This window comes from Nitrosospira sp. TNL300 (assembly GCF_055385915.1).
In genome coordinates this window covers 321,379-334,783 of record NZ_AP041005.1, presented here as the reverse complement: position 1 = coordinate 334,783, position 13,405 = coordinate 321,379, and the positions used below count along the sequence as shown (strand labels likewise).

The following is a 13,405-nucleotide window of genomic DNA, read 5'->3' as shown; positions in this document are numbered from 1 at the left end:
AACGTCTTGCTATCGAACCGGAGGCATATCCCTGAATAATCAAAATCATTTCCGGCGACAGATGAATGACTTTCCCAAGGGGGCGTATGCCATATAAGGAATGAAGGATATGTCCCTTTCCTTCTGCAAAAAGTCCGAAAGGGCTTTCTGCTCGCCCTGTTCCGGATCAGCCTTGTAGTTATAGAAGTCGTCGAAGCAGACGATGGAGCCATTTACAAGGTACGGTTGGATAAAATCGAGTACCTCGACCGTGGAATCATAAAGGTCGCAATCGATATAAACGATCGCAGCTTTGCGTCCCGCGAGCCGTCGGTGCGCAGTGTCATTCAGACTCTCGCTGTAAAAACCCTCAACCAACTCGTACTCGCAAGAGTGAACTCCCCGTGATTCTAGAATCGACTCGAATTCTGGACGGCTGCAGGCAAACTGTCCTTTGTACCAGATGTTATCGGAATGGGCTCCCGTGTCAGGCAATCCCTGAAAGGAGTCAAAGCCCCATAATTTCATGTCATGCCTGCGATAGCGATGCTTCATCCTGTGCGCGTACCCGAAGGTCTTTCCCTTCCATAACCCAAATTCTAGATAGTCTCCGCAGACTTCATTGATCTTGATGAATTCAAATGCCTGGCTCAGCATTCCAAGCTCAGTCATACGATTGTCAGATCGGTGATCCAGCACTTCCATCATGCGAGCGAACCACTCGGTATCTATAAGTCTTTTTACGATGTTTCTCATCATAATATGAATAAAAGCTACCCTCCCGATCGTATCAGTCGTTTTAGGGACGCCTTGATACCTAGTCGTTCCAACCTATCACCTGTAAATTTACTGAGACTGTCGACTGCTCTTTGCATCTGGAGCAGGCACATGTTGTGCAGGGTGTCCCGGACAAAAAAGACATTGGCACACTGAACACTGCCAGTGGCAAACAGCTTTTTATGCTCTGACTGCCCCTCGGTGAAATCAAATAAGCGGAAAATTTTTTCGTCGAACAGATACTCCAGGGCAAGCCATTGCAGAATGGTGCCTACCGAAAAATTCATGTAGTCCGGATGGTATCCGAGATATGCGTAGAGTACGACTTCATTTGATATCGGGCAGTAAAGATATGAGACGGGCCTATCCTGATGGAAAAGAAGAAACGCGCGAACGCGACCCTGTTGAGCCAGCCGTTCCATCTGCTCGCAGAATTCTGCGGAATCAGGCAGTCCCGCGTCGAGCAATCTTTCCTGGTAAGTTGTCCTGGACACAGTGCGGGCCAGCCGAAAGAAATCTGCCATTTCACCGGGGCACCTGTAGACCTTCCATGAGATACTGCCACCGCAGTACTCCGCGTACTTCCGCACTTTACGGCTGATAGTCGAGCGTGTCTTGGAGGAAAACTTGCCCTTGTATTCCGCAAACGACTGCTGCATATCGATGTAATAGCGAGGATACTGGATAGGTACATAACACAAATAAGCTCCCTGCCGCCGTAACACGGGCTGTGGTCCAGCAATGCGCAGTGATCTGAGCAGGAAACCCTGGCTGTCTTCATGTAGGGAATCAGCAGGCGCTATTGGCTGAGCTACGGGGAGTGCTCCATCATCAAGTCCCGCTTCCCGTACTTGCAACCATAACCTTGGGGCTAACAAGGTCTTGTCACCCAGTTGTATCTTTATCGGCACCTGTTGATAGTGCCATGACTGGCTCAACGAAGCCTCCTGAGCAAACCCTGCTCGAGGATTCTGAATCCCGTTTTCCAGACCGGTGAGGTAAGCGGAGCGGGTTGCAGGGGAACAGACACAGGCATCAGGCCATGAAAGCCACGTACGCGAAAACAATCCCGATGCCGGTCAAGGAAAGAACAAAGTTTATGAAAACGCTCTATTACAATCTCGTCCGGACGGTCCATCGCCGGGTTAAGCAATTCGAAATTATGCGACAGGATGACAAAAGCTTTACGTTCGGACTCCAGCGACTGCCAGAGCAGGCCCTCCATCTCCTGATACGAACATGCAGTCAGTTGGGCATGCCGCAACCCGCCCAAGCCTCCGTTGAAGACCGTCATCGGATATTCGTACACACCTTCGCATTCGATAGGCTCCACCAGTGGCATTTCAGGACTGACACCGCTATCCTGTCCGAGCATGCTCGCGTTGTAGCTGCTATCGAAAGTGATCTGGTTTGCATTCAGGGCACACAACGTGTCCCGGTTGAAGCCAAAACCTCCCGCACGAAACGCGTTTACACGCGGTGCTCCTGCTGACTCGATCAACTGCACTCCTGCCTGTATCAGAATTGTTTGTTCTTCCAGTGAAAAATAGCGCAGATACTGTCTTTTGCAGCTCACATTGTCGAGCAATGGCCGGTTTGATTCATCTACCCATTCGGTATGGAGATGAAGCTGTATTTCATGATCTTCTTCCCGAATGAGGCCAAGAATTTCCGCCAGCGGCTCAGGGCCAAACCGCGTCGAGAACAGGGGTTCAACAAAAAATACCCCGGTCAATCCGTAGTCCCGCAACTGGCGCAACTGGTATGGCAGACCATAATCCCCTTTAGGGGTAGAACCATAGACATATCTCCGGAACGCTCCCGGGAATTTGGCGTCGAGATCCTCCCAGCCATCGCACCATATCTCGACGTCAACAGTAAGAAATACATCCAGCATCGGGCCACTCGCGGAATTTAACGGCTATCGAATATCGAACAAGCAGATCAGGATGAGCCGGCGCACGAAAAGACCAGGAACGCTTGCCTGTCACAGGGTTTCCCCTTCCGCCCCCATCTGTCCGCGAATCTCGATTCCGCCAGGGGCTGCTCACGCAAAATGAACCAGCCTCAACCCTTGCCTGGAAGTGTGCACTTGCTCAGCATTAAGCACGTGGCGCAGAAACGATTCGAACATCAACAACGACCATAGGGAAGCGCTATAGTCGCGCCGCCCCGACTGGTGTTGGTCCAGCATTTCTCTCAGAAATGCGCGACTGAAGAACCCCGTATCCGCCAGAACCGGTCCGAGCAACGCATCATTTATCCGCTGGCGCAGGGGACCGCGAAACCAGCTTGCGAGCGGAACCGAGAATCCCATCTTGTCGCGATAAAGAATGTCGTTTGACAGGTAAGATTCCAGGGCCTTCTTGAATACATATTTGCCCTCATGCCCGCGCAGTTTAATGGATACAGGGAGTCCCGATATCCATTCGACCAGCTCGTGATCCAGCAGAGGCACGCGTACTTCCAGGGAATGCGCCATGCTTGCACGATCTACCTTGGTAAGAATATCACCCACCAGGTATGTTTTCATATCCAGGTATTGAACACGGGAAAGAGGATCTGCCACCGGACATTTATCCGCATGCCTGCGCAGGATCTCCACGGCTCCATACCCCTGAAGCTCGCGCCTGAAGGATTCGCTGAACAACCGGCGCCTCATGCCGTCTTTCATGATCGAAACACTGTGAAAATAGCCTTCCACGGAATCTCTCGCGAGAGCTTCAAGGGTGGATTTTGCACGCAAAACTTTCGGCGCCCAATCCGCTTTGGGATACAGGTTCCCGAGCAGGCCGAACAGGGGTTTGCGAAGCCCCAGCGGCAGAGTGGATCGCATTCTCTCCTCATAGAGGTGCCAGCGGTAACGACGATAGCCCGCAAGATTTTCGTCACCCCCATCCCCGGATAAGACAACAGTGACCCGTTTCCTGGCCAGTTGGCAAACCCGGTAGGTAGGCATGGCCGAACTATCCGCGAAGGGCTCGTCATACAGTGAAGCCAACCGGTCTATCAGGTCGAAATCGTCCTGATCAACCTGACCTACCTGATGATGCGTATGATAGCGGTCCGCCACCTTTTGCGCATATTGAGATTCGTTGAAAGCAGGATCGCCAAAAGAAATGGAGCAGGTATTGACGGGTTCGTTCATGAGGCCCGCCATCATTGCCACCACCGCGCTCGAATCCACGCCTCCGGACAGAAAAGCGCCCAAGGGTACTTCGGTCATCAAATGTACCCTTACCGACTCACGCAGTCGAGCAATCAGCTCTTCCCGGGCTTCCTCCAGACTCAGGGGAGGATGTACCGTAAACGGAACATCCCAGTAGGATTGAGGTTGAGGTACGGTTCTTGCCCGGCTGAGCTTCAGAGTGTGCGCCGGTGGAAGCTTATATGCCTGCTTGAATATGGTTTTTGGCTCGGGCACATACCCATAGGCAAAATAATCTTCAATGGCATGAGCGTCCATATCCCGGATAAAGCCGGGATGAGCAAGAATTCCCTTGAGTTCTGATGCAAAAACGAAAGTGCCATCACTCAGCAGGCTGTAGTAGAGCGGCTTGATGCCAAGCCGGTCTCGCGCGAGAAACAAGATTTCCTGATTCCGGTCCCACAAGGCGAAGGCGAACATGCCGCGGAAGCGATTCACGCAGCGTTCACCCCACTCTTCCCAGGCATGAACAATGACCTCGGTATCACAATGTGTCCGGAAGGTGTGACCCAGGCTGGAGAGTTCTTTGGCAAGCGTCTCGAAGTTGTAGATTTCACCGTTGAAAACCACCACCACGCTACCGTCTTCATTGAAAAGTGGCTGCTGTCCACTGGAAACATCCATAATCGAAAGACGACGATGACCAAAACCCAGCCCCGGCTCGATGTGAACTTCTCCTTCATCAGGACCACGGTGTGCCTGAACCTGATTCATTCCCAGAAGCAGTTGCCGGTCGATTGGTCTTTTGCCGCGAGTATCGAACAGGCCGACAATTCCGCACATGTTATTTTTCCTTCCGCCTGTTATGCCCGATCCAAAACTTTGTCATAGACTTCAAGATATCCGGACATCATGGCTTCCATACTGAACCTTGCTTCGACCTGCTTTCGGGCGGCGCGGCCGTGTTCTACCAACAGATCCGGATTCCTGTAATATTCCTGCATGGCTCCTGCCAGCGCAGTTGCCGATCCTGACGGAACCAGCATTCCTGTCATGCCTTCCTCAACCAGTTCCGCATTTCCTCCCACCCTGGTCGCGACGACGGGCAAACCGGTGGACATAGCCTCGAGAATGGTATTGGAAATGCCCTCTCCGAGCGAAGGAAGCACAAACAGATCCATGCTGCGCATGAGTTCAGGGATATCGTTCCGTTCACCGGGAAACCAGGTAAGTCCTTCGACCCCCGCTTCACGCACCCTTTCAATACAACGCTGCCGGGTACTTCCCGCCCCGACAATCAATAACCGAAGCCTTTCATGAGCGGCGGGCATTTCCTTCAGCAAAAGTAAAAACGCTTCTATCAGGCCGAGGTAATTCTTCACGTCTGCCATGCGGCCGACACTGCCAATGACAAATGTATTTTCCCTGAAAAATCCCGGGACCGCTCCCTGAACCATATTGTTCTCCCAGCGTCTGCTTTTACGCGGATAAAAGCGTCGGCTGTCTACGCCATTGTAGATTTGATTGATGCGATGCGGCGCTGCCCGTACCGTATCGACAAGCCAGCTTTCGAGATCCCTGCTGACGGTAATGAAATGATCTACAAACGGACGAATGGCTTTTCTCAATAAATTATATTTGCGGTTTTTGCCATGCAGGTCGAACATATCCCGCCCGTGTTCGCCATGCACTCTTGCCCGCGCTCCCACAAGGGCTGCAATCACTTGGCCTTCCATGGCGGCCAGATTACGCGTATGCACGATGTCGGGCTTCAGGCGCCTGAGTGCTCTGAAAAGATCGATATAAAATTTGAAATCATGTCCATCGCGCTTGTTCAACGCGATAACCTCCACGTCCTCGCTGACAATCCTACTCCTGAAGTCTGAATACCCCTTCAGGCAAACTATGGCATGCCGGTAGCGATCCGCCGGAATATGATTGATGAGATTGACCACGCCATTTTCCAACCCCCCCACCCCCAGATGATAAATCACGTGAGCAATGAGAGGGGGTTGCTTGACGTGTTCCGCCGGATTCGAGCGCAACTGGCCGCTAACGATTTGCTGCATTTCGAAGCGCACCCGTTATTGCGGGCATCCTATCCATAATAAAATCCTGGAGCACTGAAGCTGCTTCATCGACGCTGTCCTCGTATCGTGTTGCCACAATGAGCTCAGCCGCATCGTCGCCTCTTCCCAGAAGCTTATTCCTGGCCAGCATAAACTTGGCCCAATACGGATTTGCAGTCTCCTCACCCCCTATCCAATACCATCGCCACACAAGCAGCGATGTCGAAGAGGAGCGCAGCCGATTCTGCCTGACGATTTCTTCCTGGGAACCAAGGAAGATCCTGCGCATATCTTCGCCAGCCTCATGCCATTTTGATCCCTTTTCCGGCACAAGAACATTTTCGGAATTGATCAATTCAGCACCCTGCTTCTGGTCGCGGTAATAACTGATGTAAAGGTCCACCGACTGTCCGTTACTCCGGTAATTTCTCAGGAACTGAGCAGTCGAACCTATGTATATTGGTTTCCAGTCGGAAAGGAGTTCTGGACTACCTTGCCATTTGCCGGCCGTATCGAAGATATGGATTTCCACTTCTTCCGTCCCGTAGGAAATCTTCCTCTCCAGCCACTCCCCGTATATCGGCCAGATGATGGCTATGGTTAAAACCGCGACAGCAGTGGTGAAAATTGTCCTTATCAAGGGGGAATCGCCCTCTATGGAATCACTCTCTGGACCGCGGTTATTTCCCGTCGGGACCTGCGCTGTGAAGCGGACGCTCTCAAACCTGTTCTCATCTTCACCATCTTCACGCCAGAAAGATCCGATCCAGAATAGCACCAGCATCACAAAGCCAAAGAATATCCATCCGTAAATCAGGTGGTCGATGCCCACAGCGAGTTGCATATCGCTCAGGTGGCCCGTCATTACAATCAGATAGGCGCGGATACCGTTGGCAAGGATCGGTACGAGCAGAGACAGGGCAACAAATATCAGCCGACGAGTGAGACTCCGATAGGTCAGGTATGCGTACAGGGTTCCCAGCGTAAAGGATGCAATCAGGTAGCGCAGACCGCTACAGGCTTCAACCACGGACCAATTGCCGCTTGGAATGGTAAAAAAATTGCCTTCGCGATAGACGGGAATTCCGGTCAGCTGAAGCGCTGTTACGGTAAAGTCCGCGGTAAAGTTTATCAGCGGCGGTATGAATGCATCGCCAAAAGGTACGGCGAGCAGGAGATAGGCTAATGGAAAGGCCAGCGCCCATGCTATCTGATTTCCCAGGATTGCCCAGACAGCGGCGGAAATCATCGCTATCACCATGAATTGAGCAAATACCTGGGCACTCGCCAGTGTTCCCAGAAGCCAGCTGAAACCGAGAATCACAAGCACGAACAGAACTTTGGGGTTGGGGCGCGCAAAAAGAGTGGCGAGATGCTTGCGCTGCCCCCAGATCAGATAGCCGCTGAACGGAAAGATCAGAAACCCATGAGCAAACGTATCCGACCTGGCCCAGGTGGAAATCATGGACCAGGTAGTTTCATGATAAGCAACGAGAATTGCCGCAATGACACCGAGCGTAAGCAGAGCGCCTGCTTTCACCCCCTCATGCTCCAGTGTCAATGAGGGGTCCGGGACGATGCCCTGGCGGACTCCTGCATTCATATGCATCGCTCCACTCGAAATTGTTTATGCCAATGGTAGTACAAGGAATTCTGCCTAAACTGCCTGGGGTTGTGACAGGAGCCTGTCGATACGTCCCAAACCATTTTTCCAGCTGTAATCTTCCAGTACGCGCACTCTGGCAGCTCGACAAATTCCAGGATGCACGTCGTTCTGGAGAAAGGAGATGACTCGCTGGGCAAAGTCCTGTTCATCAAGGGCAACCACCAGTTCCTCCTCCCTTCGCGCACGAATGCCTTCCGCAGCTGACGGAGAAGCTATGACGATTTTCTCCATAGCCATTGCTTCCAGGACCTTGTTCTGTATTCCACGCGCAATGCGCAACGGTGCAACCACCAGCGAGGCATGCGCCAGATAGGGCCGGACGTCGGACACGAATCCCGTTACCCTGATGCCTGGAAATGTCGCGAGAGCTGCTACGGCATCGGAGGGACGCGCTCCGACAATATAGAACTCGACTTCCGGCAGTTTCGCGCGGATCGCCGGAAAAACAGACCGTGCAAACCAGATAACTGCGTCAACATTGGCCCGATAATCCATCGCGCCAGTGAACACAAGAATGCGCTTCCCCTCCGGATACGGATTGGGATAGCTATTTTGTGGTGAAAAATAATTGGCATCGACGCCGTTATTGAAGTGAGTCACTTTTGCAGCAGCTTCGGGTAGCAATTGATGAAACAGATCCGCTTCTGTCTCGGAGACGAAAGTGGCGCTGTCGAACGCGCGCGCGATCTCCTTTTCATAGCCCAGCAGCAATCTCGATTCTCTTCGGTATATCCAGTTCATCGGCCAGCCTGCTGACGTCGAATATTGCATCCACTTGTCCGAATCGATATCGACAAAATCGATAATCCGGCGGATATGACGCACACGACTTACATATTGCGCCATTCCAGAGGAAAAGATCAGAATATTCTCAACAGGTCTTGCGCCAAGGACATGATTTACCCATGCTTGCAGACGCGGGTTCCAGTAGTAGGGAAGGGTAAGAGGTTTCCCGCAAAGCAATCCCGAAAGGCTTCGCACTTTGGCCATCCCTGGATGGATGTTGATGAAACAGGTTTCCCCGCAGAGGCTTCTTACTTTCTCGATATATTTCCGGTCCCCCTCATCATCGATAAAGGTGCCAAGATGGATGCGGTGGTGCTGTGCCAGATGCTCCAGCAGATGATAGGAACGGATCTTGTCTCCCTTATTCGGGGGATAAGGAATTCGATGGACCAGATAAAGCAATTCGCGCATGAATCTAGCCCAGATTTCTTACGATGTGGGGACCGACGAAGTTTGCCAGCCCCAGTGGCAGTTTCTGCCAGGCTTTGATGAAGAACTGATACCTGGGATTGAGGGGATTATGATTCGGTACTTCCTTTGCCTGATAGAGCTGATACTCATAGTGCAAGGGCTGCGGTTCAAATCCCCAGTTCTTCTTGAAATCGAAAGAGCCTGATCCGCGTTTGCTGCGTCCGAAATCAAAAATCTTGTACCCCTTTTCGCACGCCCGGCGCATCAGTTCCCAATACATGAAATCATTTCCCGCCACTTCACGCGCTTCCCCGGTACCGCCTCCATAGTAGGGCAAGACTTCGTCCCGAAAATAAAAGCTCATTACCGCGGAGATGGTACGGTTATCCTTTACGATTATCATCAGTTCGCAATCTTCCGCAAACACTTCTTTGAGCAGACGGAAATACTTCCTCGAAAAAACCGGGGTACCAAGGCGATGCACGCTGGTCGAATAAGCTGAAAAAAAGCGTTCTATATCCTGATCAACGACACTTTCCAGTTCTGCCTTGATACCTTTTCGCACCATTGCCCGCTGCTTGCGTGGAATGGCGTTCATGTTCTGTTCGACTTCGGACGCTATCTCCTTGCGAAAGGTGACATAAAGGTCCTTTCCGTGCCAGTCGGCGTGATATGGTCGCAGATTTCTGTATTCGAGATAGTCTACCTGCAACTCCTGGGCCAGTTTCTGCGCAGACCTGTCCAGCGCATCCTGGGCAGCTTGCGAATTGGCAGCAATTCCCCCATACACGCAAAAGGGCAGGGAACTCAGTGAATGACCAAACAAGCGGCTATTGATCTCTGCCAGGGGAAGCACGCCCTGAATTTCCCCTCCGGATTCTGCGTAAAGGAACCAGGTTTTATGACCAAAAGCACGTTCGATGACAGTTTGCCAACCTGCCCGATGAAAGAAGGTCGCTTCCCGACAGTACGATACGAAATCATCCCATCGCCTAACTTCCTTCCCGGAAAGCAGGTTTACCGACAAAGCGCCAGTTGGACGCGGAGACTCAAAATTCACATTTGCAACTGAATACGCCTGGGAGCTCATGCACCTTCCAGAAAAATTCTATCCATCCGATCCCATCTGAAGTCGCGAACCAACGCCCTGAGCCGGTCTTCCATCCGATGGAGGTTGTGATAGTGGCGAAAGCGCGTTTTCATGCTGATCCCCTTCTGGCGCGGTTGCTGATGGTCTATTTCCCATGGATGGAAATAGAAGATCGCAGGGCGCTCCTCGAAATGATTCAGCCTCTGGAGAAACCAGCGGGAGACAGGGTAAGGCCATAACCGGAAGTAGCCCCCGCCACCCGCCGGCAGGTTTCTCTGGAACAGCCTTACCGTTGTAATCGGGACTTCCAGCAGCGTGTTATTGCGGGGGTAATAGGCGAACCGCGGAGCATCGGGGACTCCATAGTGATCATGCCGGATCGGATAGATGCTGGAGCTGTAACGGTAGCCCGCATCCCCGAGCAGGTCCAGGGCCCATACATTCTGATGTCCTATGGAGAAACTCGGCGCCCGATAACCGAGTACGGGTTGCCCGGAAATATCTTCCAGGAGTGCCTTGCTGCGGACGATATCCTCTCTGAATTCATCAGGGTCCAGTTCCCAAACCCTATGATGACCCCACCCGTGACTCGCCACCTCATGGCCCTCTGCAACCAGCCGCATCACCATTGCGGGATAACGCTCCGCAATCCAGCCCAAGGTAAAGAACGTTGCTTTTACCCCTCTCTCGTCCAGCAATGAAAGAATGCGATCGATATTATTTTCTACACGACAGGAGATGGAATTCCATGAATCTCTTGGAATATGAGCTGCAAAGGCGGACACCTGAAAATAGTCCTCTACGTCGACCGTCATTGCATTTCGTATCGATTCAGGGTTCATTTGAAAAGTCTCGTATAACTCAAAGTAGCAATACCCGCTCCTGCGGCGAATGCCCAGCCTCCTCGTAATCTCGCCCTCATGCTCATCGGCATTTCTTGATCGGCCATGTTGGATCGCGCAGTTAGACCGTACATAGGCAGACTTGCCTCTAGCGAAGCCGCTTGTTCACGTCAGCCAGCGAAAGTATCTGCTTGAGCAGGTCCATCAGGGAAACAACGGTTTCCTCCAGCTTGGCAACCCGGTTGCTCATCTCCTCCAGGCCAGTAACGAACTGCTCTTCCTTCAAGGCGGAATTTTTATCTCCTGAGAATAATCCGGTCGCGACTTCAACCGTGTCAAACTCCTGCTGGATGTCCCGGATCACCTCGTTCACTTCCGATACTCCGAAATGCTGCAGCTTTTCGAGATAGCCCATCAGCAGGAGGCGATCGCACAACGCATTGATCCTCCTCGGAATACCTCCGGCATAGTGATGTATGGCGTCAAAAGCATCCTCATCAAACCCGGGATTTCCGCTCCAGCCTACAGTCTTCAATCTGTGTTCAATATAGGATTTCGTTTCCGCCAGGTCCATGGGGCCGAGGTGATAGGTTGCAGTGATTCTTTGCCGCAACTGCTGCATATCATTACCAAGCAGGGTTTTCCTGAACTCTGGCTGCCCGAGAAGAAATGTTTGCAGCAGAGACTTGTTATCTCCCTGAAAATTGGAAAGCATCCTCAGTTCTTCCACAGTATGGGGGGAGAGATTTTGCGCCTCGTCCACCACTAAAAGCGCGCGCTTACCCTGTTGCTCGCATTGCCGGAAGAATTTCTCGAGTGCGACGAGCACAGGTGTCTTCCCCGGGTTCCCCTGCGTCAGGGGTAACCCAAACGCCGCCGCGACCATCCTCAATGTGTCATCAGAATCCAGATTGGTATTGACAATTTGAGCAGCAACGATCTTTTCCGGCTCCAGTTGTCGAAACAGATTACGGACCAACGTGGTTTTCCCCGCGCCCACTTCTCCCGTAACGACAATGAATCCCTCCGCTTGCGCCAACCCATATTCAAGGTAGGCCATCGCGCGGTTATGCCCTTTGCTGCCGAAAAAGAAATTTGGATCCGGGCTCAGTTGAAATGGCTTGGCTTTGAACCCATAGAACGATGTATACACTTCTTCTCTTCTGCTAAAAACTCATGTTCACGTAGGCTATTGCGGCGTTCTCGCGATAATTGCCCCCCTGATTGGAATCCCTCTCATTACGCCGGTACTCGATCGTGCCGTTCAAGTTGGGCAATATCTGCGGGAATCGCCGTGTCAGGCTGACTCTGATAAGCCTGAGATCATCTTCTCTGTCCGTATTGAGAAAAGTGAACCGTGTGTATGCGAAAGTGAGATTGGCGCTCGTGAACTGGGAAACCCGGTGACTCCACAACGCATTGCCACCTGTTTGCACTGTATGATTGAGAAGCGCCGCATTTGCCGCACCGATGATGTCGGCATCCACACCTTCAGGTGAGTAGGCCTTGCGTGTCATATTGAATCCTCTCAATACCACAGTATTCCTGACACCATTGAAGGCAACAGAGGCCTGCAGTTGCTTCTGGAGAAAGAGCCGGTTTGTAAAAAAATTGGTGGGACCAAGAAAAGAACCGGAGAAATTGGGACCTAGTAAGATGCCGGTATTTTGTTGAATAGTTTCCGGAGGAAGATTGGGAAACTGCGCTCCAATCAACTGGTTCAGCGAGTCCGTAATGCCCGCGCCACCAAGCAGGGACTGCTGATTGAAGGTAGTAATATCTTGGATATAGCTGAAATTCCATGTTGTCAGGCGGGTTCGATGGCTCGCTTGGGCAAAATAAGTATCTCCGAAGAATCTTTTTCCGGCGTTCGCCACTATGTTTGTTCTTTCGCTTGGCGTCCATACAAAACCTGCCGTCCAGGTAGGGCTGGAAGGACTTCCCCGGATTGATAGAAAACTGTTCCTTTCGTAACCACCTGTCCCTGTCAGACCGAACCTTGGGGTAAACATGTAACGAAGACTGCCAATAGAACGCTCCAATTCGACAGTTCGGTCAGATCTGTCGAAATGAATCATGTTGTGACTATAGCTCAAACCCCAGTGAAGCTTGCCGAAATCGGTGCCGCTATTCACGCGAGCAGAAAAGCTGTCGGCTTGACTGCTTCGAAGCAAGTTTGCGTTTGAGCTGACTATGTTGTGAGCATAGCGTAATTCAGTTGAAGCAAAATTCTTGAAACGGTGGCGAATATAGGGACTGACATTAAATGTTCTGACATTGGCCCTGTTGCCTGTGACATTCACGTTATCGATTGCCTGGGGTCCAAACAACGATATGTTCTGCTGAGCAATAGCGGCAGTCCCATCCACGAAAAAAAAATCTTCCATCAACTCCGCGGTTCCCCTCGCATTTAGCTGCTGCCTCATTCTTGTCAGACTGGAGTTCTCCGCATAGATGAGATTATTCATTGTGTAGTTGGCGGTCAGGCGGAAGCGTGGACCAGTGCCGTTCAGCAAAATACCTGGGTTGATTTGAGTAATGAAATCACTCCCCCCTGAACTCAGTCTCAGATTATCGCTATACGTCTCTATCAAGTTCAGCTGCGGAACAACTTTCCATTCCGCCGCATTCGAGCAA

11 protein-coding genes are annotated in these 13,405 nt (G+C 51.7%); all 11 read right to left on the bottom strand.

Features of this window, described 5'->3' with window-relative positions; translation table 11 throughout:
* Positions 1 to 45 precede the first annotated feature (45 nt).
* On the bottom strand, positions 46 to 738 hold the full coding sequence (locus ACZ5BW_RS01550) for a TylF/MycF/NovP-related O-methyltransferase (RefSeq protein ID WP_464541857.1): 693 nt from the start codon (positions 736 to 738) through the stop codon (positions 46 to 48).
* Between the two features lie 14 nt (positions 739 to 752).
* On the bottom strand, positions 753 to 1,694 hold the full coding sequence (locus tag ACZ5BW_RS01545) for a GNAT family N-acetyltransferase (RefSeq protein ID WP_464541855.1): 942 nt from the start codon (positions 1,692 to 1,694) through the stop codon (positions 753 to 755).
* A complete protein-coding gene (locus tag ACZ5BW_RS01540) occupies positions 1,691 to 2,653 on the bottom strand; it encodes a polysaccharide deacetylase family protein (RefSeq protein ID WP_464541853.1) in 963 nt (320 codons plus the stop codon). Before ACZ5BW_RS01540 ends, ACZ5BW_RS01545 begins: the two co-directional genes overlap by 4 nt.
* A gap of 150 nt (positions 2,654 to 2,803) precedes the next feature.
* A complete protein-coding gene (locus ACZ5BW_RS01535) occupies positions 2,804 to 4,747 on the bottom strand; it encodes an XrtA/PEP-CTERM system amidotransferase (protein ID WP_464541851.1) in 1,944 nt (647 codons plus the stop codon).
* 20 nt (positions 4,748 to 4,767) lie between these two features.
* Complete coding sequence (locus tag ACZ5BW_RS01530) at positions 4,768 to 5,973, bottom strand: TIGR03088 family PEP-CTERM/XrtA system glycosyltransferase (protein ID WP_464541849.1); 1,206 nt, start codon at positions 5,971 to 5,973, stop codon at positions 4,768 to 4,770.
* Positions 5,957 to 7,576, bottom strand: a complete 1,620-nt coding sequence (gene xrtA, locus ACZ5BW_RS01525) for an exosortase A (protein WP_464541847.1) — start codon at positions 7,574 to 7,576, stop codon at positions 5,957 to 5,959. Before xrtA ends, ACZ5BW_RS01530 begins: the two co-directional genes overlap by 17 nt.
* Positions 7,577 to 7,630: 54 nt before the next feature.
* Positions 7,631 to 8,836, bottom strand: a complete 1,206-nt coding sequence (locus ACZ5BW_RS01520) for a TIGR03087 family PEP-CTERM/XrtA system glycosyltransferase (protein WP_464541845.1) — start codon at positions 8,834 to 8,836, stop codon at positions 7,631 to 7,633.
* A 4-nt stretch (positions 8,837 to 8,840) separates the two neighbouring features.
* Complete coding sequence (locus ACZ5BW_RS01515; protein ID WP_464541843.1) at positions 8,841 to 9,926, bottom strand: FemAB family XrtA/PEP-CTERM system-associated protein; 1,086 nt, start codon at positions 9,924 to 9,926, stop codon at positions 8,841 to 8,843.
* Positions 9,923 to 10,741 carry an XrtA system polysaccharide deacetylase gene (locus tag ACZ5BW_RS01510; protein WP_464541841.1) on the bottom strand — a complete coding sequence of 273 codons (819 nt, stop codon included), beginning with the start codon at positions 10,739 to 10,741 and terminating at the stop codon, positions 9,923 to 9,925. Before ACZ5BW_RS01510 ends, ACZ5BW_RS01515 begins: the two co-directional genes overlap by 4 nt.
* A 175-nt stretch (positions 10,742 to 10,916) precedes the next feature.
* Positions 10,917 to 11,921: an XrtA/PEP-CTERM system-associated ATPase gene (locus ACZ5BW_RS01505; RefSeq protein ID WP_464541839.1), complete on the bottom strand. Its 1,005-nt coding sequence runs from the start codon at positions 11,919 to 11,921 to the stop codon at positions 10,917 to 10,919.
* A gap of 13 nt (positions 11,922 to 11,934) precedes the next feature.
* Positions 11,935 to 13,362, bottom strand: coding sequence for a TIGR03016 family PEP-CTERM system-associated outer membrane protein (locus tag ACZ5BW_RS01500; RefSeq protein WP_464541837.1), 1,428 nt, complete (start codon positions 13,360 to 13,362; stop codon positions 11,935 to 11,937).
* Positions 13,363 to 13,405: the final 43 nt, after the last annotated feature.